Source organism: Alteromonas sp. ISO5 (assembly GCF_058105165.1).
Genome location: NZ_CM176572.1, coordinates 1,381,766 through 1,407,740, shown reverse-complemented (window position 1 = coordinate 1,407,740; position 25,975 = coordinate 1,381,766). Strand labels below are relative to the sequence as shown.

The following is a 25,975-nucleotide window of genomic DNA, read 5'->3' as shown; positions in this document are numbered from 1 at the left end:
AGGTTATCAATCTGGCGGGCAATTAAAATTACGGTATCGGTTATTGCTATTGTGATTTCGTCAGACTGGCAGGCTATCGAAATCCGGCAGTCAGTGACAACTGCAATGCAAGCGCATGTCACTGACTACAGTAAGGGGAATAACGCTAAACTTCGCAGCGGATTTGTGGTTCTATGTCCTGCAGATAAAATTCATAGAGGGCCTTATGCAGGTGTTTGTCGAGCGGTGCTAACCCTGCGATGGCGGCATTTTGGGAAACCTGTCTGGCCGAGCTGGCACCGGGAATAATCGCCGACACAGCTGGATGATCCAGTATCCAGCGCATGGCAAACTGGGCCATGTTTAATTCGGCAGGCTTAAACTGCTCCAACTGTTTTACCAGTGCCAGACCTTTGTTAAATTCAATTCCACTGAAGGTTTCGCCTACGCTAAAGGCTTCGCCGTCTTTATTGAAGTTACGGTGATCGCTGTCGGCAAAGCGGGTGTGCTGATCAAACTTACCCGTTAACATGCCACTGGCAAGGGGCAGGCGGACGATTATGCCCACCTGTTGATCGGCAGCCTGATCCAGTAGCTCGGTTACCGGGCGCTGGCGCATCAGATTAAAGATAATTTGGAGTGACGTCAGGTCGCTGTGCCGTAAACAAATATGCGCTTCGCGCAGGGTTTCCACGCTGGCACCGAAGTGTTGAATATGGCCTTCCTGCTGTATTTCCCGAAGCCAGTCAAAAATAACGCCTTCGCTAAGTACCTGCTCAGGAATGCAGTGGAGTTGTAATAAATCCAGGCTGTCCCGTTGCAGTCTGTCCTGCGCGCGTTTCACTGAGTCTCGCAGGTCCTGCAATGAATACCCATTCGGGTAAGTGCCTTCACCGCGCCCGTACTTGGTCGCGATAACCGCATCGGGGGCAATACTGGCTAATACCTCGCCCACATAGCTTTCACTGCGCCCGCCACCATAGACATCGGCGGTATCGAAAAAATTGATGCCGTCAGCGACGGCTTGTTCGAGTATGGCTTTGGCCGTGAGTTCATCTATAGGCCCGAAATCACCTCCAAGTTGCCAGCAACCTAAGCCGACTTCACTGACTTCAAACTTGGATGCGCCCAACTGGCGTGATGGGAGTGGCTTTACTGACATTGAATCTGCTCCTTGTACTTCATTAAATTGGCAAATCACGCGGCGCCGCTCCGATCTGAGCGGCCTTCTTTTCGGGTATGGCGCAATAGTGGCGGATAAATTCCTCGTGGGCGGGTAATTGAGCGACCGCCTGCAGTACCCGTTGGCGTTGCTGCGCCATGGACTGGTTAAGTTGGGTATCGGATAACATAGCGGCTGCAGGATGATGATGCTCCGGCGTGACGCCCTGTCCCAGCATTACCTGCGCCCAGGAGTCGACCCGGAATAACTCGTTTTGCTTCTGGAAGGCATGAGCCTGCTCTTTAAACAGCGCAATACGAGTTTGCAGGGAATCTGGTACAGACATGTTTCGGCAATGGTTCCAGAACGGGCTGTCGTCGCGGTCTGTCACGTGATAATGCAGAATAATAAAATCACGAATACGTTCGAGCTCAAGTTGGGTTTGCTGATTGTACTCATCAACCAGTGCCTGATTATTACCGGTGTGGGGAAACAGTTGCATAAACCGGGTAATGCCCATGATAACCAGGTGAATGCTGGTGGACTCCAAGGGTTCCACAAACCCGCTGGCCAGCCCCAGGGCCAGACAGTTGCGATGCCAGGCTTTATTGCGCCGGCCGGTTTTAAAGCGCAGGGTTCTGGGCGTGGTAATCGCTTCGCCCTTCACGTTCTGCATGAGTTGCGTGCTGGCTTCGTTGTCATCCATAAATGCGCTGCTGTAAACATTGCCATTGCCAGTTCGGTGCTGCAGCGGAATTTCCCACTGCCAACCGGCATGATGGGCAGCCGAGCGGGTAAAGGGAGCTGCCGGAGCGGTGCTGGTGGTTTGCACGGCACAAGCGCTGTCACAGAGTAACCATTGCGACCAGTCCTCATAGCCGGTATGCAAAGTTTCCTCAATAAGCAATCCTTTAAAACCGGTACAGTCAATGAAAAAATCGCCCTCAATGGTTTCGCCACTGGCCAGCCTGAGTGCTTTGATATCGCCGTTGTCGTGCTGGATAACCTGACTGATGACGCCATCACAGTGAGTAACGCCCAGAGGGCTGCAAAAACGTTTTAAAAAATCCACATAATTACCGGCATCCAGGTGGTAGGCATACTGGATATTACTTTGTGCTGAGGTGGCAAATTTATGCTGGCGAGCGGCTTCCAGCTCAAAGCAATAATCACCGTAGTCGCCTTCTAAGCCGCGGGCTTTGGCGCTTAGGTAAAAGTGAACAAACTCGGCAAGCCAGCTTTGCTGGCCCGTCATCCCAAAGGAATGAATATATTGCTCGGAAATGCGCCCCCAGTTTTCAAACTGAATACCCAGCTTGAAGGTCGCTGATGTTGCGCGCATAAAGGCTTGCTCGTCTATTTGCAGCAGCTTGTGAAATGTGCGCAAGGGCGGAATGGTCGCTTCACCCACGCCAATAGTGCCAATCGTGCTGGATTCAACCAGTCTGATATTCACCAACGGCCCCATTTTGCGGGCCAGCGCAGCCGCGGCTATCCATCCTGCGGTGCCGCCGCCGGCTATCACTATTTGTTTAGGCTGTGTTGTCATGCTCTGGCTACTTATTTAATTGATTCATAATGATGGCGCGTAAACGCCGGGCGGTGATGTCGTCTATGCTGTCCAGTACGCCTTTACCTGCTGGTGGCAAATGCTCATGGGGCAGACTGGGATCGCCAAACACGTAATACTCGAACAGTGCCTTAAAGGCTGCTTTTTCACGCTCTGGTCTGTCGCGAATGGCAAGCATGGCATGAAACAGCGCAGGCATACCGGAACCCGTCAGAGGTGACGCCTGCGACCACCAGTAATTCACCAGCACATTAAAGTTGCTGAGGCCTTCTACCTGGTGCCACCACATACTGGGGATGAATATGCCGTCACCCGGTTCAAGTTCGGCAATCTGGGCGTGCTCAAGCGCTTTGGCAAAGCGTGGATAACGGGCGAAATCGGGCTGATGAAAGTCGACCATACTGATAACCTGACCGCCCGGAGTCCGTTCTACCGGGCCTGGATACAGATTGCCTATTTGTTCGGGGGGAAAAATAACCAGTCGCCGACGACCTGCCACGCAACAGGCGATATTTTCCATGTTATCGAAGTGGCAGGATGCCAGTGATTGGTTGCCTACCCAGATACTCACCAGTGGATCGTACTTTGCGTCTGGATTCAATTGCGGAGTGTCGCTAAACCGAACGGCTTCTTTCAGGCCCGGGAAAAACTTATCCAACGGGGCTGAGGCCATGTAGAGCGATTCATCCTGGGGCTCGCTTGCCAGTTCGTCCAGAAAAGCATCGACCTGGCCGTGGACGCTTTGGTAATTCAAAGCGTTAGCTTCTTCAGTGTAAAAGTAGCGGCCATGAATAGTCGAAGGAGCCCGATATAGCATGGAGGGCCGGCCATTATAGAAAGGCTTAAGGTAGGCAGCAGCTTTGGCCGGACCTAGTGTTGCGTGGTTGGTAAGTGCCCAGTTTTTAGCAATACTGCGCAGGACAACAGGTTCACCTGCCTGTGCCAGCTCAGATGCAGCTGGCGCATCGCCCGCTGGTATTGTTTTTACCGGTGTACTGATGGCAGACAGAGTGTCAGACATAGGCTTGTTGCTCGTGTTGCTTGCGGATGTTTTTCAGATCGATCAGAGTCTGGATGTTACTGAGTGACGTCATCGCCTGATATAACCCCAGCAGGTAATAGCGTTGATGTAAGGTGGATAAATCGGTTTGTGCCAGCACCGTGGCAAACACGGGGACAGAGGCAACATTGTCGCCAAATTCGGCGCTGTAGTGCGGTATGACACGTAAGTCTTTGTGAGTTATATTGTCCAGCAGGGCATAGTTGTTATTGTTCATTGCTTACCTCTTTCAAACGCAAGAAGGCCATCGAAGTGGCCTTGTATTCCTTTTAGCTGTTATCAGAAGGTGTTCGGGCGCCTAACTGGTAGCGCGCACCGAGGTCCTCGAGATACCGCAGCTGGTTAGCGGTTCGGCCATGTTCACGGCTGTTTTCGCCGGTAATATTAGTGCCTTCCTCAAATACCGTAAGGTTTTCGCTCACTTCATAACTTACGTTAGCATCAATTTAATAATAATCCTCAATATATGCCGGGTTGTTGGCGCTTTTATAGTTAGCCCGGTTGAGGAATTCATCACGCCAGTTCAGTGCGAAACGGGCAGTCCAGCCATAGTGTTCGTATAACAGTACCTGGTTGGCGGTGTCACTCAGGCCGGTCAGTGCAAACTGCGAGACATTTGGATGACCAAATCCAATGTCACCACGAACTATAGTGTAGTTAGCCTGTACACCAAAACCGCTCTCAGCAAAGATGTGTTGTACTGACACCTCGGCACCTGGAGACACCGGTAATACGCTGTAATGATTCAGCCAGGTTGGTATCCGGAAAGTGACCAATACCTTTGGCTGCAATGGCGTCGACCACACCGACTGAGTTTTGTTTGATTGATACTGCCTCGGTAAGACTGGATTGCAGACCGGTAACCTCAATCACCTCGACTACATCATCGTCCGGCGTTGCTCGCTGTGCCATGGCCGGCAACATAACGCTGGTGGCAAGCAACAACGATATGCTTTGTGTAAGTATCGTTTTTTATGAAAATTTAGTATTCATGTGTGCCCATTCATTATTCTTAATCACCTGCTTACGCCCTGCTGGCCTTGTTTTTTGACTAGGTTCGATACGTTATGGCGAAGCGTAAGCAAAATGTTAACGAATGGTAACGAGATAGTAGTTAGCTGCCATTATTTTTTTTCACAACGTAATTTCTATTAATCACGTTATGCGCCTTTAATGGCGCAGGCGGATTGTCAGAATCTTCTTTTGCGTTGTAGCGACAACTCACAAGCTAAGTGTTAAAAAGTCGCGGGGGGTACCGGTTAAAATTCTGCATTGAACGCCTCAATCCGGTTGGGTTTACTGACAATGATCGCAGCGAAAAAACAAAGTCTGAGCAGGGCGTAACTTTGCTAAGGGCGGTTCTACAATGTATTCGGCACGCGCAAGCTTAACAGGTAGATTGTTCCAGAATGGTCAGAAAACTGGCCTGCAATCTGGTGGGGGTCCACCCCTTACGCAGCGTGTAGCCAATCTGTCGGGCCGGATCGCCGAGTTGTACAGGGCTTACCGCAAGTAGGCCGGCCTGAACATCTACTTCAACCTGTCGGGCCGGTAGCAATGCGGCGCGGTCACTGTTTATAAGCAAGCCTCGGGTGGCAACCAAAGAGCTGCACTCAATAATGTCACCAGGCACAGGTAAATTCATCGAACCGAACAAATCTTTAAAAATGGCTCTGGCCGGCGTACCGGTTTTAGGCACTACCCATTTTAGTGATGACCAGTCGTTACTGTTAAGCGCGGGTTGAGAAGCCAGCGGGTGGCCATTTCTGAAAACCAGCGATAAATTGTCATCGAACAGGTGATGCTGGGTAATTTCGTCACTGAGTGGGGGAAAGCGCAGTGCACCGACCAAAATATCAATCTGACCATGAAGCAGGGCATGCAACTGTTCTTCGTAGGGGCCATCCAAAATGTTGATGTGTGCCTGCGGTGCCAGTTCGGTGAGCTTGAGCACCGCATTAGGGATAATACTGGTGCGGGTTAATGGGAGACTGCCAAGTTTAAGAGAGCCGTGGCCAGAGCCCGCGAGCTCCTGCAATTCGTCGAGCCCTTGTTGCAGTTCAGCAAAATAGAGACCAGCCAAACGGCTTAGCTGACGAGCGCGCCAGGTGGCTTCAACACCGGTTGGTGAACGGGTAAACAAACTCTGCCCACACAGGGTCTCGAGCTCCTTTATGGTGCGGTGCAGGGTTGGCTGCGTCAGGCCCATCACGCGTGAGGCAGCGGTGTAGCTTTGGTGCTCAACTACCTGGATAAGAGCCGCTAACTGGCGGCCGCCAATGCCCCGTAAAAAGATTAACCGGGCAGTGCGATCGGCATTGAAAAGCGTGTTGGCAAAGTATTCTATATGAGCAAAACCGCGCTCAAAACGATTCAGAAAAACCTCACCTTCAGGGGTAACATACATCCCCGTAGTGGCGCGCGTAAATAATGACACACCAATAGACTTTTCCAGTTTTCGAATGCTTTGAGTTAGCGCTGACTGGGTCAGGTGAACATGCCTGGCCGCCTCGGAGAGATTAGCATGCTTGCGAATTTCAAGAGCGCAGAATAGGTGTCGGATATTAAATAGCACAGCATGTCTCTTTAAGGTTTTTTTTCATTATAGAAAATCCTAATGGAATTTCACATCTTTCTTAACGGAATTTCAGCGCCTTCGGGCGCATACTGATTTCATCAAAAACTAAAATTACTGAGGCAGTTATGGCGGTATGTGTTACCGGGTGTCCCCGCCCTTCAAAACAAACTATTGATAATTACGCAGATGCCGAGACGGCTACTGTGCATGAAGCTCAGGGACGTAAAGGCTTGATGAACGAGACCATCCGACCAATCTACAAGCCGGCAAAGATAGCCGGGCCTGCGGTCACCTGTCAGGTTGCGCCGGGCGATAACTGGATGATTCATGTTGCAGTTGAGCAGTGTCAGACCGGTGATGTGTTGGTGGTGGTTCCTACCAGCCCGTGTATCGATGGTTTTTTTGGTGACCTGCTGGCGACTTCACTAAAAGCGCGAGGTGTACAAGGGCTGGTGATAGACGGTGGCGTTCGGGATACCGCTACGCTGCAAGAAATGGGTTTTCCGGTCTGGTCTAAAGCTATTTATTCGCAGGGCACGGTAAAAGAAACCATTGCCAGCGTGAATGTGCCGGTAGTGTGTGCCGGTGCACTGGTGAATCCTGGCGATATGGTGGTGGCTGATGAAGATGGTGTGGTGGTGGTTGCCCGCGAGGAAGCCGACGACGTGCACGAGAAAGTTCTGAAGCGGGTGGCTAACGAAGAGTCTAAACGTGAGCGACTGGCTAATGGTGAGCTGGGGCTGGATATTTATAATATGCGCGAGCGCCTGGCTGAAAAAGGCTTGCGTTATGTGAGCTATGAAGAACATATCAGCGGTAAGAAAGCGTGAGATCCATTCCCTGTAGTTTAATGCGTGGCGGTACGTCCAAAGGCTTGTATTTTCAGGCTAAGGATTTGCCTGCAGACAATGCCGTTCGAGATCAGGTATTACTGGCCGCCATGGGTTCGCCAGACAGTCGCCAGATTGACGGGGTAGGCGGTGCCCATCCACTTACCAGTAAAGTCGCCGTTGTGAGTCCATCTACGCGGGACGATGCGGATGTAGACTATTTGTTTTTGCAGGTAGTGGTAGATAAAGCGGTAGTCAGTAGTGCTCAGAATTGCGGCAATATTCTTGCGGGTGTCGGGCCCTTTGCAATTGATGAGGGCTTGGTGGCTGCATGTGAAGGTAGCACCGACGTACGTATTCACATGGTAAACACTGGGGCACTGGCGGTAGCCCGGGTACAGGTTAAAGACGGTAAATCGGTGTATGAAGGCGATGCTGAAATTGATGGTGTGCCCGGTGGGGCTGCGCCGGTATTAATCGACTTTCTCGATATTGCCGGCTCCAGTTGTGGTGCCTTATTACCTACCGGGAATGTGACCGACACCTTCGACGGTATTACGGTGACCTGTATCGATAATGGAATGCCGGTGGTCCTTTTGAATGCGAGTGATTTTGATATTACCGGCACCGAGACGCCCGAACAAATTGAAGCCATGGCTGAGCTGAAAAGTCGGATAGAAGGCATTCGTTTACAGGCTGGTAAAAAAATGAATCTTGGCGACGTGACCAGCAAAACGGTACCGAAAATGACCCTGTTATCGCCTGCGGTAAAAGGCGGGCTGGTGAATACCCGTTCGTTTATCCCGCATCGCGTGCATGACGCCATTGGTGTGCTGGCCTCGGTTAGTGTAGCCACGGCCTGCGTTATCGAAGGCGCGGTGGGCAATGAGTATCTTGCCGGGCAGGATACTGGATTTGATGCCCTACAAATAGAACACCCTACCGGCCAGTTTACCGTTGCCATGGACGTAGAAGGTGCTGAGTCTGCCGATACGCTTAACGTACGTCGGGCTGCTTTACTGAGAACGGCGCGAATGCTGATGCGCGGGGAAGTGATGATCCCCGATAGCGCGTTTACCCCTAACGGATTTAATGAATAAAGAACAAGGCGCACATTATGATTATTGATTGCCACGGCCATTACACCACTGCGCCGGAACCATTACAGTTGTTCCGCGAAGCGCAGTTAAAAGCTTATAAGGATGGCAAAGCACTGCCTGAAGTGCCGCACATCAGTGACGAGCAAATTCAGGAAAGTATTGAGAAGAACCAGCTGCGACTGCTAATTGAACGCGGCTCAGACATGACCATATTCTCGCCCCGGGCGTCAGCTATGGCCCACCATATTGGTGACGAGGCGGTCTCAAAACAATGGACCAGCGCCTGTAACGACCTGATTGCCCGGGTAGTTGACCTGTACCCGCAGCACTTCATTGGGGTGTGTCAGCTACCCCAGTCACCGGGTGTGCCGATTAAAAACTCTGTTGCAGAACTGGAACGGTGTGTAAGAGAACTGGGGTTTGTCGGTTGTAACCTCAACCCGGACCCATCCGGTGGTCACTGGACTTCCAAGCCGCTGACCGACAAAAGCTGGTATCCCTTTTATGAAAAGATGGTAGAGCTGGATGTCCCGGCCATGATCCATGTATCTGGCTCGTGTAACGAAAATTTCCATGCCACCGGCGCCCACTATATGAACGCCGATACCACTGCATTTATGCAGTTATTACAGGGCGACCTGTTCAAAGACTTCCCGGAGCTGCGCTTTATTATTCCCCACGGTGGCGGTGCGGTGCCTTATCATTGGGGGCGCTATCGCGGCCTGGCAGACATGCTTAAGCAACCGCCGCTGCGCGAGCACCTGATGAAGAATGTGTTCTTTGACACCTGTGTATACCATCAACCGGGTATCGACCTTTTGTTTGAAGTGATCGATCTCGACAATATTTTGTTTGGCTCCGAGATGATTGGTGCAGTACGTGGCATTGACCCGGAAACTGGTTACTACTTTGACGATACTAAACGCTATATCGATGCGCTTGACTTAACCGACGAGCAGCGTAAGCAAGTCTATTCCGGCAATGCGCGCCGGGTTTATCCGGGCCTGGATAAAAAGTTAACAGAACTTGGTATTGGCTGATTGTTAGCCACGGGCACACCATCAGGACCCAATGGTGTGTCCGCCCTTTATTTTGACGAATCTTTCGCTTTCTTCTTATCCCTGATCCAAAGCAAGCCGCTATTCGATTTCTTGTTTTCGAATAAATCGATGGCCATGAATAAGTCACTGAGCTTTTTGAAGCCGTAGTTGCGTTGATCGAATGAAGTATGATTAGAGATATGGTTGCCGATTAAACCTAACTGGGCCCAGCCGTTTTCCTCGCTTACAGCATCAACGGCCTGCCTCAGCAGATTCATTAATTTGGTATCACTCTTTAATTTTTGATGTTGTATTTGGGCTGTCGCTTCGGTATCCGGATCACTTTCTTTGTCCAGATAAAGAAACCGCGAACAGCTGTTGACAAAAGGTTTGGGGGCTTTACGCTCACCGAAACCCACTACAAACTTTCCTTCAGCGAGGCACCTGGTAACTAAGGGAGTAAAGTCACAGTCTGAAGATACCAAGCAAATAACATCTACGTCTTTTGTATAGAGGACATCCATTACATCAATCACAAGTGCTATGTCTGTTGCGTTTTTGCCTTTAGTTAAATCGAACTGCTGGACTGGCTGGATGGCGTATTCGTGAAGCAGGTCTTCCCAGGACTTTAAATTCAGGTTCTTCCAGTTTCCGTAGGCTTTTCTTATGTTTACCACACCGTGTTTGGCGAGCTCTGATAATACTGTATCGATCTTAGCGGCGGGCGCATTATCAGCATCAATAAAAATCGCTATCTTTTCTTTATCTTGCATGTTCTTCCTTTGAACTTGGTCGGTATGTCAGGCTCGACACTAACACAATTATAGCAGCCTCAAACCACCGCAACCGTATCATCGGGGAAACCGATGCTTAGAATGATATAATCAACTGTCTGTACGCCGTGACGCCCCTTCCTAAATGTGAAACCTCCCTTTCTCTTTGATTGATATTGATTGGAAATGATTTATTGCGTGGTTTGTTTCATTATTGCTAGCAGAAGGTGGTCTTTAAGGCTGCCTTTGTTTGTGTCGTAGTGTTGGCTTTGCCCGTTAGGAGCCTTTAATGCCAAACGCTGTGGTGGATATTGGTAGAGCTTATATTAACTTGCTGGTGCTCGAAGAGGGTCACCAACAGGCTGGTTACAACAGTAAAAATGCACTGCTAGCGTCTCGCCTATACTGACTATAGCTCGTGCAGCCAAGCGACTGAGTTGTGCCCACAGGATCCAAATGTTACCAGCTCGGGTACTGTGTGACCGTATTTCCAAGCCTGCCTGCTCTGTTGACCCAACGGCTTGTCAGTAGGGCTACTTTTCTCCGGTTATTTAACGGTTTCACTGAGACATTAGGCGCATACTGCCGCAGGCATAAAAATCTCCGGTATCCTTTATACTGTATCAGGCGTGACCAAAGTCCGCCCATTCGCGTTATTTAAAAGGGGAGCCGTTAATGCGATTGAACCAATGTTTTAATTTTCACGATTTCAGAAAGCTGGCGCAAAAGCGACTGCCTGGTCCCATTTTCAATTACATTGATGGCGGTGCCGACGACGAAACCACATTGCGTCGCAACAGCGATGCGTTCAGAGAATGCGATCTCATTCCCCGTGTATTAACCGGTGTGAAAGATATTGATCTGAGCGTGGAAGTGATGGGCCAGAAGCTCAACCTGCCGGTGTACCTGTCGCCCACTGCGTTACAACGTTTGTTCCACCATCAGGGGGAACGTGCGGTAGCCGCTACGGCCGAAAAGTTCGGCACCATGTTTGGCGTGTCGTCGCTGGGCACGGTAAGTATGGAAGAGATTGCCCGGCAATACGATACCCCGCAGGTTTATCAGTTTTATTTTCATAAAGACAGAGGCCTGAACCGGGCCATGATGGAACGGGCTAAAGAATCCAATATTGAAGTGATGATGTTAACGGTAGACTCCATAACCGGCGGCAACCGGGAGCGGGATCTCAGAACCGGCTTTTCCATTCCGTTTAAGCTCAATCTGGCCGGGCTATGGCAGTTTGCAACCAAGCCAGCCTGGGGGATAAACTATATCACCCACGAGAAGTTCTCTTTACCGCAGCTCGAAGCGCACATTGATATGGGGAGTGGCAGTAGCTCTATCGGCGATTACTTTACCAATATGCTCGACCCATCCATGAACTGGAAAGACGTGGAAGAGATGGTTAAATTCTGGGGCGGCCAATTCTGTTTAAAAGGGATCATGAGTGCCGATGATGCGCGCCGTGCGGTGGACATTGGCTGTACCGGCATTGTGATCTCTAACCACGGTGGCCGGCAACTGGACGGCTCACGCAGTTCGTTCGACCATCTGGCCGAGATTGTCGACGCGGTAGGCGACAACATTGATGTGATTTTCGATAGCGGCATTCAGCGCGGTACTCACGTGCTCAAAGCACTGGCGCTGGGAGCAAAAGCGGTTGGCCTGGGCCGTTACTATTTGTATGCACTGGCGGCTGCCGGACAACCGGGTGTAGAGCGCGCCATGCAGCTGATGGTAGCAGAGATAGAGCGGGATATGCGCCTGATGGGCTGCAGTAAAATCAGTGAGCTGAATCGTCATCACGTCCGCTTTAGATAATCTGTTACAAATTAAGCACCTGAACTCATAACCGGTGAGTATTGGCAAAGCGGTTTAAGTGGTAAGCTGATGCTTTGCCTATTGCCATCGGACGGAGCCAAAATGAAAACTCGCTTGCAGCTTGGCGGTATTGCCGCAGTAGTCTGTGCGCTGTGTTATATCATTGGTTTTACCATGATACTGGTTGTCATGCCGGACATTAATATTGATGGCGAGCAGCGTCTGCAGGCCATTCTCTCTCAGCCTCGTCTGATCCAGAGCTGGTACTTTATTATCTTTGTGGTGTTTGGCGTGGCGTTGCTTTTACTTAACCGTAGCCTTTACCGTCCGGCCGGCGAGGAAACCGGCCAGTGGCAACTGATAGGCGCGCTGATTGGATATGTTTGGGCTGCTTACGTGTTTGCTATCGGCTTTATTTCGGTGCTCACCATAGAATACCTTACCCACCTGACACCCACGCTAACCGATGAAACCTGGCCGGCGATTCTGGCGATTCAGACGGGTCTTGGCGATGGCGTAGAATGGATTGGCGGCATCTGGATGCTGGTGATCAACATAAGCCTGTCTTGTCAGCGCAATGTGCCACGGGCCCTCAGTGTAATGGGAGCCTTAACGGGCGTGATTGGTATGTTAACCCTGTATCCGCCAATGGCCGCTGCAGGTGGCGCCTTCGGGTTGTTGCAAATCGGCTGGTTCTGCTGGCTGGGGGGCTTGCTCATTAAGCAAAAAGTCCCTGTTCTACCAGCTTAATAACACGCGGTAATGAGTGGCAGATTGCTCAATACTAACCTGCCAGTGCATTACCGACGCAATACGCTGCACCAGATACTGGCCGTGACCCAAACCCTGATAATAGGGCCGTGAAAGCGTTTCTGTTAGTGGGTTTTCAAACACCAGGTGCGATGATTGTAAATAAATCCGCATACCACCTCCACCGCCGTGATAAAAGCCGTTGTTAATCAGATTCTGGCACAATAAAGAGACTAAATAGGTGTTGCCCGGCAGGGTGAAATTGTCGGGTAGTTCAATGTCGGCATTAAACTCTTGGTCGGGGTAAATCTGGTAAAGAGCAAGCAACTGCTTTTCTAGAACGGGCAGTAGTTTTACCTCGCTGAACTGCAGGTTTTCCTTACGTGCCAGCGCCAGTAATACTTCTACGGTTTGCTGTAAGGTATTGGTGGCCTGCTCAATTAATTGTCGCTCGGCCGGAGCGCTAATCAGGTTGTCATTGAGAGTCAGGGTATTCTTCAGCAGCGTGATGGGGGTACGCAGTTCATGGCTCACATCGCGGGTAAAATCCCGCTCTCGTTGCCAGGCTTCCTGTAGTTCAGAATAAGTATTCTTGAACGAGTTGGCCAGTTCGCCGATTTCGTCCTGGCGACGTTCACCACTTATCTGACAGGGCGTATCGGGTGATTGCTGCTTAATTGAAACCGACAGACGCTGAATAGGCTTGGCCAGCCGTGAGGCCAGAAACCAGGTGCTGAGAATCGCCAGGATGATTGCTGCGGCCGATACGCTAAACAGGAAAACCCGGTAAATCGTGGCAAAGTCAGCCAGAGGCAGCAGCTCATTCGCCTTAACCATCACGCCCCGGGCCGGGATGTCAGACAATGTAAAAGGCCGAAAGTAAACCGCTTCCTGCGAGGCAACGGTGGCAACATTATCGCCATAGGTACTCGGTGTCAGCTCACCGGGTAAATCGCTGTCGTGAATAATAACGTTAAATGCTGAGGATGAGGGTGACAGAGCACTCAGCTGGTTGTTTTTCGCCCAGCTGTTTTCAAGCTGCGCAATTTCCATGCTCAGTAAATGGGAGGCCACAATGTCCTGAGTCACCTCGATAAACAGCATACTGAGGCGGGTATAAAATAAACCGATGATAAGCACCAGGGTTCCAAACGCGATAAACAACTGCGCCTGAATGCCTTTAAACTTCATTATCATCCAGTCCCTTAAGCTGATAACCGACGTTACTAATAGTGTGTAACAGTGCTTGACCGCTGGCTTGTTCCAATGTTTTGCGTAACGTATACATGTGCGACTTAAGTGCGTTACTTTCAGGCGGGTCGTCGGCCCAGATATGACTGATTAAGTCTGAGCGACTGACCGGATAAGGGTAGTCACAAAGCAGTTTATGCAGGATCTTAAAACCGATACCGGTCACCGGGATAACTGTACTGTGCCAGTTGACGGTCATGGCCCGGGTATCCATGGTCAGGGCACCCTGGGTTACTGTGGTATCAGTGTGCAGTTGTGGACGTCGCGCGAGGGCTTCACAGCGCAGCGCCAGTTCGCGTAAATCGAAAGGTTTAGTGAGATAATCATCGGCTCCCTGACCAAAACCTTTCGCTTTGTCGGTAAAGGCATCTCGTGCGGTGAGCATTAGTACCGGCATCACTTTTGTGGCCTCAGCTTTAACCCGTTTACACACGTTGAGCCCGTCAATGTCGGGCAGATTCAAATCCAGGATGAGAACGTCGAACTGACCGTTCAATGCCTGTTGAATTCCTTGTTTGCCGGTGGCGGCGAAATCGACCAGCCAGCCATGACCTTCCAGGAAATCAACAATCTGGCGGGCAATGGCCAGGTTGTCTTCGATTAATAAAACAGAAATTGATGTTGCCACAGTCCGGTGTCCTTAAAGGCTGTTGCTCTAGTATGTTACGCAAACCTTAGCGTGGCAACGGTCAAGGCAGGGTGAAAACAGGCTAAATGTCAGGTCGGATGTTTTAACGCTTGTATTCAATGCTGATTTTACTATCATTTTGAGCATAGCCAGTCTAATCAGAATCAGCGCGTGACCACCTACTTATACGTTGGCAGCAGTACCGAGAAACAGGACGTTGACGAGCAGGCCCAGACCTTAATCAACAAGTACCCTCATGATATTGTGGTGCGCGAGCCTAATGTAGATCCCGGCGCAAAACCCAAACTAAACCGGCTGTTAAAGCGCTTAAAGCGGGGGGATCGGCTGATTATTCACGATGTGTCCAGGCTGGGTCGTAGCGTTCGTGTAGTAGCCGCTATCACAGCCGACCTTGAACGACAGGGCGTTATGCTGATTGTGGATAATCTGGAATCGGTTGCCGGCCCGGCGCCTAATATTTATGCGCTGATTGCCAGTGCCGCGCGAATGGATAAGGACCTGTTGACCGACCGGCAGGCCATTGGCATAGCCAAAGCCCGGGCTAAGGGTAAGTACAAAGGCCGTAAAGCCCTGCCAGCAACGATTATCAACAAAGCCAGTAAGCTGATTGCCAAAGGCATGAAGAAAAAAGAGGTCGCTCAACAGCTCAATATTGGTGAGTCTACTTTGTACAAGTATCTGGCCGCTCAGCGTCAGAAAGACTAAATTGAATGCGGACCCGACGGTCAGTTTTCAGCCAGTTATTTTCTATCAGTACTCTCGTTTTTAAAATTATTCACTATACTTAGCCACTGTTGAGTGGAAAGCATATCTATTCCCGAACTTTTGTGGTGAGCTGTCTGGAATATAACACTCCTGTTGATTATCAAAGGGCCCGGACATGTTGCGAAACGCCAATTCTTTAGTGCAATTACTGCGACTTTACAGCCTTGTTTTTCTGATTTTTTTTAGCGGAGTCGCGCAAGCTGCCTATATCACTATTGATGAAGCCGGTATGGATGCTATTTATGCCCAGACCAGCTTCGGAAATACGCCGGTTGATATCCGACTGGGCACTGCTATTGAGCACGTCGACCCAGGCTTGCTCACCCTCGACTCCGGCGCTACATGGAGTGCTCTGACATCAGCCCATTACGGTTCAGTAACAACGGTGAATTTTTGGTTTCTCGATGATATTACCTGGTGCGGTAATCACTTTATTTTTTACGTTGGCTGTGGCGAAACGCCGGGCAACGATTTTGTGGTTGAATCGGCCTATGCCGATAGCCTGTTTAACGCAGAGTTACTTGCGCATGAACTCGGCCATAATCTGGGGCTGGGGCATAACAGTGGCAGTGACAACCTGATGCATGCGTTTTTAAATGGGGGGACGGATTTAAGCGGTACCGAAGTGGCAACCATAATGAGCAGCCCACTGCTGCAGTTTGATAATACGGGGTTCTTTATTGAAGTTTTACCGGTATTAGTGGTGGCGGTAGCAACGCAGGTAAATGCACCGGCAGTCAGTGTTTTATTATTGCTGGCATGTTTTGCGGTGGGTTACCGACGCCTTCATTATGGGTTCAATGCTGGCATGCCAGGTATGCCATTGGCCGTGAGATGAGCCGGTAAAAACAGTCTGCGGCGGGTTTCAGGCCTGATGCCGCAAGTGGGTAAAAAGAGGTAAAGCTATGCACAGGGCTATTGTTCAGCAGGACACTGCACCACTTGAAACTATTGAGCTGCTGGGCGGCCTGATAAATGTCATGAGCGATCACCGCAATGATGATGAGCAATCTGTGACCGTACAGGAAAGTGCGGGTGCAGGCTTTGGTCCTCCTCCCCACAGCCACCCGTGGTCGGAAACCTTTTACGTGATAAGCGGTGCTGTAGACTTTATGCTCAACGAAGATGGTTATCACTGCAGCGCCGGGGCCATGGTGTATGTACCTGAAAACCAGGTTCACGCATTTCAATCATGCAGCGGTGGCGTCAAGATAATCGAGTTTACCGGTCCCGGCAGTCAGGCGCTTGATTTGTTTCGCTCTCTGAGCGCATTTCTCAAGCAGGCTTCACCTGATGAACTGGATAAAGTGCGCACGATTTTTTCTCAGCATGGTGCAACATTGCATATCTGAAGCCAGCAAAACCGGGGCTGTAGTGAAAGGATGCTAAAATACCCGGTAGTCTTCTCTTTGATGCAAATCAGTGTCTTTAGCGTGTAATCTATGTACGGTATCTATACTATTACTATTAGATTAGATGGCATGCAGGTGCTGTGTACTTGAAGTTACGCCCCTGTTTTGTACTGCCTTTGACTTCTATGTACGGGAGTAATTATGACCGAAGTACAGCAATCCAAATGGCACGCGCTTTCCGCCGATGAGGCGATTACCCAGCTTGAAGCGAGTCGCGATGGTCTGAGCCTGGAACAGGTAAGTGAGCGACTATCAACCTGTGGTCCTAATAAACTGCCGGAAGCGCCACAAGCCAGCGCGCTGGCAAGATTTCTAAAACAGTTTGCCAATTTGCTGGTAATCGTACTGATCATAGCCGGTATTCTTACCGCTTTTCTGCAGCACTGGATAGATACCGCGGTGATCTTTGCCGTGGTCATCGTTAATGCCGTCATTGGGGTTATGCAGGAAGGCAAGGCCGAAAAAGCCATGGATTCCATTCGTCAGATGTTGGCCTTAAAAGCGGCGGTGATCCGCAATGGTAAGCGACGGACGGTAGCTGGCGAGGAGCTGGTACCCGGAGACGTGGTGTTACTGGAAGCAGGTGATAAGGTACCTGCAGATATTCGCCTGCTCAGCAGTCATAGTCTGGCGATTCAGGAAAGTCTGCTAACCGGTGAGTCACTGCCCGTGGAAAAGGGTACCAGCGCGGTGGAAGAGGAGGCTGGGCTTGGCGACAGGCAGTGTATGGCATTCAGCGGTACCAACGTGACGGCCGGACAAGCGATAGGTATTGTGGTGGCTACCGGCGCCAATACCGAAATTGGCCGGATCGGTGGTTTGCTATCCGGAGTACAGAAGCTTACGACACCACTGGTGGAACAAATGGACGTGCTGGCCAAGTGGATCACCGGCTTTATTCTTGCGGTGGCCGTTATCTTATTACTGGTTGGCACCTTGATACTTAACCAGCCTTTCACCGAATTATTCCTTGCGGTGGTGGGGTTATCCGTGGCCGCCATTCCCGAAGGACTGCCGGCAGTGCTCACCATTACCCTGGCCGTTGGTGTGCAGACAATGGCTAAACGAAGCGCCATCGTGCGGGTATTGCCTGCTATTGAAACCCTTGGCTCGGTGTCGGTTATTTGTTCGGACAAAACCGGTACTTTCACCCGTAACGAAATGATGGTGGTTAGCGTGCAAACCGCCGCTAACGACTACGATGTGGATGGCGAAGGTTATGCACCCATTGGTGATGTGTTGTTTAATGATAAACCGGTACATACGGCTGAACAGCCCTTGCTTCAGGAAGTTGCCAGGGCATGTGCACTGTGCAACGACGCCGAAATTCATCATCGCGATGATAACTGGCGTTTTGAGGGCGACCCCATGGAAGCCGCGCTGGTGAGTTTTGCCTGCAAAGCAACGTTTGATGAAGGGGATGATTTTAAAGCGCGATGGCGGCGCACCGATGTACTGCCGTTTGACTCTACCACCCAGTATATGGCCACCCTCAATCACGATCACAACGGCCACGGTATCATACTGGCAAAAGGCGCCCCGGAAGTGGTTTTGAAGTTATGCAGGGTGCAACAGACAGCACAAGGCGAGGAACAAGCCATCGACCTGACGGCCTGGCTGGATAAAGCCGAAGCGCTGGCCAGAAAAGGGCAGCGGGTACTGGCTGTCGCCTCGCGCAGTGTACCGGCGGATCATACCGTTCTGAGTGCCCCGGATTTGCAGAATTCGTTGTGCTTGCTGGGGCTGGTAGGACTGATAGATCCGCCCAGGCAGGAAGCCATTAGTGCTGTGCAAACCTGCCTGGACGCAAAAATTCAGGTCAAAATGATCACCGGGGACCATGCGGTAACCGCCCAAGCGATTGGTAAGCAGCTGGGGTTAACGCATACCGATAAGGTACTCACCGGCACGGAGCTTGATGCCCTCAGCGATGAGCAGCTTAAAGAAGCGGTGCAGCATACAGACGTGTTTGCCCGAACCACGCCTGAACATAAACTGCGTCTGGTGATGGCATTACAATCACTGGGCCTCACGGTATCAATGACCGGTGACGGCGTAAATGATGCGCCGTCGCTTAAACGTGCTGACGCCGGAGTAGCCATGGGCCTTAAAGGCAGTGAAGCCGCCAAGGAAGCCGCCGAAGTGGTGCTGGCAGACGATAACTTTGCGTCTATTGCGGCAGCCGTGGAGCAGGGCCGTACCGTATATGCCAACATCAAAAAAGTGGTGAGTTGGACGCTGCCAACCAATGCCGGGGAAGCCCTGACTATTATCGTTGCACTGCTGGCGGGGTTGCCGTATCCCATCACGCCGGTACAGATTTTATGGGTAAATATGATTACGGCGGTTACGCTGGGCATGGCGTTAGCCTTTGAACCTACCGACGCGGCGACCATGAAGAAACCGCCACGCCCGCGCGGCCAGGCGCTTATTCAGCCAGCCTTGGTGTGGCAAATTATGCTGGTGGGCACACTCTTCTTCCTGGCGGTATTTGGTATTTACCAGTACGCCATTAAGGCCGGGCATGATGTTGAATATGCGCGAACGCTGGCAATGAACATGCTGGTGGGGCTGGAGATTTTTTATTTGTTCTTTGTGCGCACCATGAACTTGCGATCTATCTCGTTAACCGGGGTAAAAGGCACTAAAGTGGTGTGGTCGGCAGTCGGTGTGGTAGTGGTAGCCCAGTTGGCCATTTCCTACATCCCGGTATTGCAAACCGTGTTTGGCACCCGTTCACCTACGTTAATCGACAACCTGGTGATAGTGTTAGCCGGCTTTGCATTACTCATACTGCTGGAGATTGAAAAAGTCGTAAGGCTTACCCTTTATCAGCGTAAACGTTAAAAGCGGTAGCCCAGCATTTCGACGTCGCGTTTAAAATAGGCCCCGACCAACTCAGCGAGTTCATCAGAATAGTAACGGTGGTAGGTTTGTCTGTCGGTGGCTTTGCGTTTATGGGGCAGGGCTGTGGTCGGCAGATTCAAGTGCTTACAAATGACATCAAAGTCGTGCTGCAGGTTTTCATACTTGGCGATAAAATCCATACATAGATTGTCGTGCAGATCGACAAGGTAGTCGGTTTGTAACTGCATGGAGGTATCGATGTGATACTGATAGGGACGCGCAGGGTCGAGCTTGTATCGCATAAAGCTGTCAAAGTCATCGAAGCCTGCTACCAGATGCGGCCGCTCACGTTTGATATGGTGATAGGAACTCACCTGTAAATCCCACGGATTTCTCACAAAAGCAAACTTATACAGTTGGTTAAAATATGCCTGTGGCAACATTTCTTTCGCGGCAATCACTTTGCTGTGGCGTGGAAAGCGACAACCCAGTTTGTGTCCACACAATTGACTGAGCTTATTCACAATAAATTGCGGTGCGGCAAGTTTCACATCCCAGCGATACCGGGAGAGTGCATCGCGTACGCTGGTACCGCCGGTTTTGGCAATATGGACAAAAAGAAACTGATGTTTGTGGGATAACAGCATATAAGTATTTGACTGTCATAAAATTGTTTAACTCTAACGATACGCTACCAATATGACATCTTATGGACAGGCACTTTTTTAGGATGAATCAGCCACTGGAAAACCTCACTATTCTGGTTTCTTATTCGGGCAGCGGCGGTGTGGAAGTGGTCACTAATCACCTGGTGGCCGGTATGCTAAATGCCGGGGTGAAAATTGAATTGTTGCTGCTTAAAACTCGTGGACCACACTTCCGCAAACTCATTGAACACCCCAATCTGACAATTCGTAAGTTAAAGGCAAGCAGCGCCTGGCTGGCCGTTCCCGAATTAAAACGTTATTGTCATAATCACCCGGGCCGGGTATTACTGGCAATCAAAGACCGTGCAATTCAGGCTGCGTCACTGGCAAATTACCTCAGCGGCTGCAACCTACGCGTAGTTGGGCAACTACACACTAATATGCAAACTGGTCTGGCGGGACGGAGTAAAGTGCTGGTACGCACAAGATTTATAATGATGCGTTATCTGTATCAATATTTAGCGGGAGTGATTGCAGTGTCTCAAGACGCCGCTGATTCCTTACAATCGATAGTGCGATTGCCATCCGCAAAAGTATCCGTGCTGGCAAACCCTGTTGTTACACCTGATATCGATACTAAGTCACAAATGGAGCCTGTGCATCCCTGGTTGGCTGATAAATCACAATGTGTAATCGTTGCCGCAGGCAGGCTGTCTTCCCAGAAAAATTACGCCTTGCTTATTCGTGCCTTTAAACTTGTGCGGCAGAAAAGGAGAGCAAAGCTGGTTATTTTTGGCGAAGGGCCTCAACGCAGCCAACTGGAAGGCCTGTGTGCCGAACTAGCGCTCACCAATGACGTGTCTCTGTTTGGCTTTGTGGACAACCCTTATGCAGAAATGAAGCATGCTGACCTATTTGTGTTGTCTTCAGACTGTGAAGGCTCTCCTACGGTGCTAACGGAGTGTCTTTCGCTGGGTATTCCCTGTGTTGCCACGTCCGTTGGTGATGTTACAGAGACTTTGCAGCATGGCCGCATCGGCCCGGTTGTGCCCTGCCATGACGAGCAATCATTAGCTGCGGCCATCATTCATACATTGGAAGCACCCTTGGGTAGCGATATATTAAAACAGGCCGTGAATAAGTTCAGACAGGTAGACTCTGTGGCGGCTTATCTACGGCAACTGACCCATTGGCAGCGCTAGTGGTTCGGTGTTATTTATTTGTTAATGAAATATTAATTAAAATGTGCTTTACTCTTTTTAGTCGGTTCAATACGAAAAACAGAGGTCAGCATGTATTTTTCTGTAGAGCATTCACTGGAGCGCCTGGCTGTCTTTGCGTCGTATTCAGAGTGTGATGGTTGCGAAGACGCTGAACTCACCAGTCAACTGATTGAAGGGCTGTTGATGAGTGGTGTGCATGTGGAATTACTGCTGCTCAACAGCAAAGATCACTCGTCCTGCCGTTTACCGGCGCACCCACATTTAACCATCAAAACCTTGCGAGCCAGCAGTGTCTGGCTGGCGGTGCCTGAGTTAAAGCGCTATATGCAAAGTCATCCCGGTGAAATCGTACTGGCGGTGGACGACCAGTGTATTCAGGCTGCTTCCATGGCTAACCTGCTGTCGGGATTGCGCGGCAACGTTGCCGGATTAATGCATAATACCAATTGGGGTGCAGCGAACCGCGGGATAACGCCTCGCCTGCGCTCCGGTCTGATGCGATTACTTTATGGCTATACATCTGGTGTGATTACGGAATCGGCAGATACCGGCAGAACACTTGAGCTGATGTGCCGGTTACCGAAAGCCAGAATCAAAATGCTTACCCAACCCTGTCGCCAGGATGTGACTATCAGCGGCTGTATTGAGCTGCTTACCGAATGGCAGTGCTGCGGCATATGTAGCGTGAATTCCGCGCGTTATTTAAGTGCTTAACTAAATGTAATATTTGGACAGGCACTGTCTATCCCAGAGTACAGTTGGATGTTTTGACAAACATCGGCACAATAAACTCACTATTTATTACAAATTGTAATTACTGTGCCAAGACCTCGTAAATGCCTGATTAACCTGTCAGATACCCCGTATTATCACTGTATCTCTCGCTGTGTAAGGCGAGCCTATTTGTGCGGTAAGGATAGCGTAACAGGCAAAAGCTATGAGCACCGGCGGCAGTGGGTGGAGGACCGCTTGTTGTTTTTGGCCGACGTGATGTGTGTGGATGTTTGTGCTTATGCTGTAATGAGTAATCATACCCATGTGGTACTGCGAATTAACAAGCAAAAGGCCGATGCTTTACGGGTAAAAGAGGTTATTACGCGATGGCAAAAGCTGTATAAAGGTGTGCTGTTGTGCCAGCGTTACTTGCACCCAGATGAATGCAAGGCTATGACGGATGCTGAAGTTGAGACGGTAAAGTCTATCGCCGAAGTTTATCGTCATAGGCTATACGATATCAGTTGGTTTATGCGCCTGCTCAATGAATACATCGCCAGGCAGGCGAATAAAGAAGATGACTGTACGGGCCATTTTTGGGAAGGCCGATTTAAATCTCAAGCATTATTGGATGAAGCTTCGCTCGCTGCGTGCATGGCTTATGTTGATTTAAACCCAGTACGCGCGTCCCTTGCCAAAGAGCCTGAATCGTCGGCCCACACCAGTATTCAAAAACGCATTAACGCGGCCAAATCAAATAAACAACCATGCTCACTGTTGCCATTTGCGGGCAACCCTCGAAACAACATGCCAGATGGACTGCCCTTTCGGGTGGAAGATTACCTGGCTATTGTTGAAATCACCGGCCGGCACTATCAGCCCACAAAACGAGGCCACATCAGCAACGCTGCCGCGCCTATTCTCAATCGAGTTGGCCTTGAAAGGCCAGATTGGGACCTCATGGTTGCGGGTATCGAGACCGAGTTTAAAACTACGGTGAGCATTGAAAAGTTAGGTCATATTCATAGACGAACCCGACGATGTCGCTCCGCGTGATTCTTTTTCGCCCCCACTTCAATAATTCAACTCAGGTGAGCATTAACCTCAAACCAGTGTGCATAAGCTTGCTAAATGTTCGTTTACGCCCTTTTATGTCTACTACTGCCAACTAACACCAAACGTATTTCCGTATGAACTTAGGGAATATCAACGCTAAATAACCAGAGTAACCGTTTCACAGAAGACAGTCATTCGAGTTAGTACTGACTGTCCAATATGGAAAAGAAAAAAGTGACTGTCACATGTGAACTCTCACATGTGAACTCACATGTGAATTCCGGTCGCTACTTAAGTGCTTAACCTCTGGTGCTATTTCTGGCAGACTGGCCAACAGGCTTTGATTAATCCCGATGTGAGTAGATGGAACGACCGCTGTTAAAACATATTCGCAACCACGAAGCGTTGTTTTTGGAAATTGCCCGTTTGCGAGACCTTGCCATTGAGCAGGCAGGTCTCGGCAACTATGAATTCAGTAAGACTCCCAAGTTTATCAGCGAAACCGGCGAACGATTTACTATCGAACCGGAGCGCAGCATCATTCTGCCTGACTACCACCTGTTTAAAGGATTAAAGCACGCCCTAACTGAGTGCGTTCCCGGGTTGACCATTGTTGAGCACAGTGACTGTGGCTACCGTTACCCAACTGCCGCACTGGCCGGTCTGGATGCACCTTTCATTAAGCGGTTACGCTCGGAGTATTTTCATCGGGTGGATGAAGACCGCAGTATTTGCCGCCCGGTAAATCTTTCCTATGGTATTAAAAGTCGGGGCAAGGCTGATAATCGCCTGGAATACGAAGTCTGGGTGCCGGAAAGCCAGTTGGAAGCCGATCCCATGCCGCTGCTGGTGGAAAAGTACGGTGAAGACTTGCCTCATGAAGTGCGCCAGTTCGCTCAGCAAAAGCCCATGATTTACGGCTGGATGGGGGTAAAACGCGCAGCCTTTGAAGCGCTCTACCGCAATCCCGCTGTAATGGGTGACCTGGTGATTTGCATTGGCCTGTCGGTAGACGCCTATAACATAGGTGCTCGGCCGGATCTGTCTTTTTCGCCTGCGGTGGAAAGCTCCATTGCGGCCAGTAATGCCGAATTTGAATGGGAAGTGATGGGTTATTATGCGCCGGGCGATGCCCACTATTCTCACGATGAGTTATGGGCGGCGATTAATCACTCTTTAGAAGCCATTGGTCAGCCTGTCAGTGCACTGTATGCGGCTGACATTATGCCGATTATGGAGAGTAAAACCGAGCGTATTCTTAGCACGGTTTACGGGCAGGGCATTACCACCGATGAAATCCAGGAACTGAATTTGCGTCCGCAGGAGTTTTTGCAAACCAGCAGCGAACGCCGGGTAAAGCCGCAGGATCCCAATCGTAAGGTAAATTTCCTCGGTCGCCTCAACCGGCTATTTTATCAGCCGGAACATCAATTACCGGCGATTGAATCATTGCATGATCTCATCGCACAATCGCGCTAAGCTTGCACAATAAACTCATACTGCACGGAAATTTGCACATATCATGCACGGTATCGATGATTACGATAAACAGATCCTAAAACTCTTGCGCCACAACGGCCGCCTGACTAATCAGGAGTTAGGTGAGCTGGTGGGCTTATCTGCCTCGCAAATCTCCCGTCGGCGGATTCACCTTGAGCAGCAAAAATACATTATTGGTTACAGCGCCCGTATTTCGCCTGCCGCGCTTAATTTAGATATCTCGTCGGTACTGGAAATTACCCTGGCCGAAGCTTCACCCGAGGCCGTTACGGCCTTTTATGAGCTGGTAAAACACACCCCGGCTATTCTGGATATGTATAAAACCACCGGCAACGCCGACTTTATCCTTAAAGTGGCGGTGGCAGAGCTGAGTGACTTATCGGCACTGATCAGCGATTTAGCTGCACACAAAACGGTAGGGCATATCCGTACCGCAGTGGTGCTGGAACGCCTTAAAGAGGATGGTGTTTGGTTGTGAAGCCACAAAAATAACTATTGAGCGCACATTTTGTGCAAATAATTAAAAATATGCACAAAATGTCTCTAATTGTGCTATATTTCTCACGGTTTAATTATTAGTCATTCCGTGGGTAAAGTAATGAGTGAAGCAGCAATCAGTCAGCCGAAGTCCATTCGGCACAGTTGGGTAGAAGATGTTCTGGCGTTGATCACCGGCACCATTTTAGTGTCCTTTGGCGCTATTTTACTGCGTGAGGTTGGCGCGCTTACCGGCAGTACCGCTGGGATGGCCTTTTTGATTGATTATCTGTCGCCCATGTCCTTCGGTTTAGCCTTCTTTTTAGTGAATATTCCGTTTTATATTCTGGCGGTAAAGAAAATGGGCGTAGTCTTTACGCTTAAGACCTTTGCTACTGTATCGCTGGTGTCGCTGTTTACCCATATCCACCCGGCGTTTATTCAGTTTGGTGAGCTGAATTTATTTTACTCAACGCTGTTCGGCAATCTGCTCATGGGCACCGGCTTTGTGGTATTGTTTCGCCACGGTGCAAGTTTAGGTGGTGTCACCATTTTAGCGCTCTACATTCAGGATAAGACCGGCTTCCGTGCCGGGTACCTGCAAATGGGGGTAGATGTGCTGGTGGTGTGTGCGGCGTTTTTTGTAGTAAGTATTCCTGCGCTGATCGCCTCAGTGTTGGGCGCTGTGGTACTGAATATACTGATTGCATTTAACCACCGTAAAGACCGTTACCTGGCCTAGTCTGTATTTGCAGCACTTACTTTTTATAA

The 25,975-nt window shown here is 50.1% G+C and carries 26 protein-coding genes and 1 pseudogene; 15 read left to right on the top strand and 12 right to left on the bottom strand.

All coding sequences use genetic code 11. The features are described 5' to 3' along the window. Positions 1 to 145: 145 nt before the first annotated feature. The 8 genes and pseudogenes from AC2T0J_RS06360 to AC2T0J_RS06325 all read right to left on the bottom strand — a co-directional run bounded on the left by AC2T0J_RS06360 (position 146) and on the right by AC2T0J_RS06325 (position 6,346). Positions 146 to 1,141 carry an aldo/keto reductase gene (locus AC2T0J_RS06360; RefSeq protein WP_489809309.1) on the bottom strand — a complete coding sequence of 332 codons (996 nt, stop codon included), beginning with the start codon at positions 1,139 to 1,141 and terminating at the stop codon, positions 146 to 148. A 22-nt stretch (positions 1,142 to 1,163) separates the two neighbouring features. Next, the gene (locus tag AC2T0J_RS06355; protein WP_489809308.1) at positions 1,164 to 2,690 is read right to left on the bottom strand and encodes a tryptophan halogenase family protein; all 1,527 of its coding nucleotides are present in this window, start codon (positions 2,688 to 2,690) and stop codon (positions 1,164 to 1,166) included. Between the two features lie 7 nt (positions 2,691 to 2,697). Beyond that, positions 2,698 to 3,732: a cupin-like domain-containing protein gene (locus AC2T0J_RS06350; RefSeq protein WP_489809307.1), complete on the bottom strand. Its 1,035-nt coding sequence runs from the start codon at positions 3,730 to 3,732 to the stop codon at positions 2,698 to 2,700. Further along, positions 3,725 to 3,988, bottom strand: a complete 264-nt coding sequence (locus tag AC2T0J_RS06345) for a hypothetical protein (protein ID WP_489809306.1) — start codon at positions 3,986 to 3,988, stop codon at positions 3,725 to 3,727. The genes AC2T0J_RS06350 and AC2T0J_RS06345 overlap by 8 nt, the downstream gene beginning before the upstream one ends. A gap of 52 nt (positions 3,989 to 4,040) precedes the next feature. Next, the gene (locus AC2T0J_RS06340) at positions 4,041 to 4,193 is read right to left on the bottom strand and encodes a hypothetical protein (protein ID WP_489809305.1); all 153 of its coding nucleotides are present in this window, start codon (positions 4,191 to 4,193) and stop codon (positions 4,041 to 4,043) included. A gap of 24 nt (positions 4,194 to 4,217) precedes the next feature. Then, positions 4,218 to 4,478, bottom strand: a complete 261-nt coding sequence (locus AC2T0J_RS06335) for a hypothetical protein (protein ID WP_489809304.1) — start codon at positions 4,476 to 4,478, stop codon at positions 4,218 to 4,220. A gap of 10 nt (positions 4,479 to 4,488) precedes the next feature. Continuing rightward, positions 4,489 to 4,695: pseudogene (locus tag AC2T0J_RS06330) on the bottom strand (hypothetical protein); the annotation flags it as partial. 463 nt (positions 4,696 to 5,158) lie between these two features. Next, on the bottom strand, positions 5,159 to 6,346 hold the full coding sequence (locus tag AC2T0J_RS06325; RefSeq protein WP_489809303.1) for a LysR family transcriptional regulator: 1,188 nt from the start codon (positions 6,344 to 6,346) through the stop codon (positions 5,159 to 5,161). Positions 6,347 to 6,474: 128 nt separating this feature from the next. On the opposite strand from AC2T0J_RS06325, the gene AC2T0J_RS06320 reads away from it, so the two are divergent. The 3 genes from AC2T0J_RS06320 to AC2T0J_RS06310 are packed head-to-tail and all read left to right on the top strand — an operon-like array spanning position 6,475 to position 9,319. Then, positions 6,475 to 7,179, top strand: a complete 705-nt coding sequence (locus AC2T0J_RS06320; RefSeq protein ID WP_489809302.1) for a 4-carboxy-4-hydroxy-2-oxoadipate aldolase/oxaloacetate decarboxylase — start codon at positions 6,475 to 6,477, stop codon at positions 7,177 to 7,179. Further along, positions 7,176 to 8,279, top strand: a complete 1,104-nt coding sequence (locus tag AC2T0J_RS06315) for a 4-oxalomesaconate tautomerase (protein ID WP_489809301.1) — start codon at positions 7,176 to 7,178, stop codon at positions 8,277 to 8,279. The genes AC2T0J_RS06320 and AC2T0J_RS06315 overlap by 4 nt, the downstream gene beginning before the upstream one ends. A gap of 17 nt (positions 8,280 to 8,296) precedes the next feature. Beyond that, positions 8,297 to 9,319 (top strand): amidohydrolase family protein, encoded by a 1,023-nt coding sequence (locus tag AC2T0J_RS06310; RefSeq protein ID WP_489809300.1) that lies wholly within the window; start codon positions 8,297 to 8,299, stop codon positions 9,317 to 9,319. Between the two features lie 47 nt (positions 9,320 to 9,366). On the opposite strand, the gene AC2T0J_RS06305 is transcribed toward AC2T0J_RS06310, so the two are convergent. Then, a complete protein-coding gene (locus tag AC2T0J_RS06305; protein WP_489809299.1) occupies positions 9,367 to 10,092 on the bottom strand; it encodes an NYN domain-containing protein in 726 nt (241 codons plus the stop codon). Between the two features lie 675 nt (positions 10,093 to 10,767). Here AC2T0J_RS06305 and AC2T0J_RS06300 point away from each other — a divergent pair. After that, the gene (locus AC2T0J_RS06300; RefSeq protein ID WP_489809298.1) at positions 10,768 to 11,913 is read left to right on the top strand and encodes an alpha-hydroxy acid oxidase; all 1,146 of its coding nucleotides are present in this window, start codon (positions 10,768 to 10,770) and stop codon (positions 11,911 to 11,913) included. 102 nt (positions 11,914 to 12,015) lie between these two features. After that, a complete protein-coding gene (locus AC2T0J_RS06295; RefSeq protein ID WP_489809297.1) occupies positions 12,016 to 12,663 on the top strand; it encodes a hypothetical protein in 648 nt (215 codons plus the stop codon). On the opposite strand, the gene AC2T0J_RS06290 is transcribed toward AC2T0J_RS06295, so the two are convergent. Both AC2T0J_RS06290 and AC2T0J_RS06285 read right to left on the bottom strand, forming a co-directional pair. Further along, positions 12,652 to 13,854: a histidine kinase dimerization/phospho-acceptor domain-containing protein gene (locus AC2T0J_RS06290; RefSeq protein WP_489809296.1), complete on the bottom strand. Its 1,203-nt coding sequence runs from the start codon at positions 13,852 to 13,854 to the stop codon at positions 12,652 to 12,654. The two genes, AC2T0J_RS06295 and AC2T0J_RS06290, sit on opposite strands and share 12 nt — an antisense overlap. Then, complete coding sequence (locus tag AC2T0J_RS06285; RefSeq protein ID WP_489809295.1) at positions 13,844 to 14,542, bottom strand: response regulator transcription factor; 699 nt, start codon at positions 14,540 to 14,542, stop codon at positions 13,844 to 13,846. The genes AC2T0J_RS06290 and AC2T0J_RS06285 overlap by 11 nt, the downstream gene beginning before the upstream one ends. A 171-nt stretch (positions 14,543 to 14,713) precedes the next feature. Between AC2T0J_RS06285 and AC2T0J_RS06280 the strand changes: the two genes are divergently transcribed. The 4 genes from AC2T0J_RS06280 to AC2T0J_RS06265 all read left to right on the top strand — a co-directional run bounded on the left by AC2T0J_RS06280 (position 14,714) and on the right by AC2T0J_RS06265 (position 19,587). Beyond that, positions 14,714 to 15,268: a recombinase family protein gene (locus AC2T0J_RS06280; protein WP_489809294.1), complete on the top strand. Its 555-nt coding sequence runs from the start codon at positions 14,714 to 14,716 to the stop codon at positions 15,266 to 15,268. A 175-nt stretch (positions 15,269 to 15,443) separates the two neighbouring features. Continuing rightward, positions 15,444 to 16,166 carry a matrixin family metalloprotease gene (locus AC2T0J_RS06275; protein WP_489809293.1) on the top strand — a complete coding sequence of 241 codons (723 nt, stop codon included), beginning with the start codon at positions 15,444 to 15,446 and terminating at the stop codon, positions 16,164 to 16,166. 67 nt (positions 16,167 to 16,233) lie between these two features. Continuing rightward, the gene (locus tag AC2T0J_RS06270; protein ID WP_489809292.1) at positions 16,234 to 16,680 is read left to right on the top strand and encodes a cupin domain-containing protein; all 447 of its coding nucleotides are present in this window, start codon (positions 16,234 to 16,236) and stop codon (positions 16,678 to 16,680) included. A 201-nt stretch (positions 16,681 to 16,881) separates the two neighbouring features. Next, positions 16,882 to 19,587 (top strand): cation-translocating P-type ATPase, encoded by a 2,706-nt coding sequence (locus AC2T0J_RS06265; RefSeq protein WP_489809291.1) that lies wholly within the window; start codon positions 16,882 to 16,884, stop codon positions 19,585 to 19,587. Here AC2T0J_RS06265 and AC2T0J_RS06260 read toward each other — a convergent pair. Next, positions 19,584 to 20,234, bottom strand: a complete 651-nt coding sequence (locus AC2T0J_RS06260; RefSeq protein WP_489809290.1) for a sulfotransferase family 2 domain-containing protein — start codon at positions 20,232 to 20,234, stop codon at positions 19,584 to 19,586. The genes AC2T0J_RS06265 and AC2T0J_RS06260 overlap by 4 nt on opposite strands. 83 nt (positions 20,235 to 20,317) lie before the next feature. Here AC2T0J_RS06260 and AC2T0J_RS06255 point away from each other — a divergent pair, with 83 nt between their 5' ends. From AC2T0J_RS06255 to AC2T0J_RS06230, 6 genes are all read left to right on the top strand, one after another. Then, positions 20,318 to 21,436, top strand: a complete 1,119-nt coding sequence (locus AC2T0J_RS06255) for a glycosyltransferase (RefSeq protein ID WP_489809289.1) — start codon at positions 20,318 to 20,320, stop codon at positions 21,434 to 21,436. A gap of 90 nt (positions 21,437 to 21,526) precedes the next feature. Beyond that, positions 21,527 to 22,171, top strand: coding sequence for a hypothetical protein (locus AC2T0J_RS06250; protein ID WP_489809288.1), 645 nt, complete (start codon positions 21,527 to 21,529; stop codon positions 22,169 to 22,171). 189 nt (positions 22,172 to 22,360) lie between these two features. Then, a complete protein-coding gene (locus AC2T0J_RS06245; protein WP_489809287.1) occupies positions 22,361 to 23,227 on the top strand; it encodes a transposase in 867 nt (288 codons plus the stop codon). 363 nt (positions 23,228 to 23,590) lie between these two features. Further along, a complete protein-coding gene (locus AC2T0J_RS06240; protein WP_489809286.1) occupies positions 23,591 to 24,706 on the top strand; it encodes a hypothetical protein in 1,116 nt (371 codons plus the stop codon). A 43-nt stretch (positions 24,707 to 24,749) separates the two neighbouring features. After that, positions 24,750 to 25,205: an Lrp/AsnC family transcriptional regulator gene (locus AC2T0J_RS06235; protein WP_489809285.1), complete on the top strand. Its 456-nt coding sequence runs from the start codon at positions 24,750 to 24,752 to the stop codon at positions 25,203 to 25,205. 120 nt (positions 25,206 to 25,325) lie between these two features. Then, positions 25,326 to 25,946, top strand: coding sequence for a YitT family protein (locus tag AC2T0J_RS06230; RefSeq protein ID WP_489809284.1), 621 nt, complete (start codon positions 25,326 to 25,328; stop codon positions 25,944 to 25,946). Positions 25,947 to 25,975: the final 29 nt, after the last annotated feature.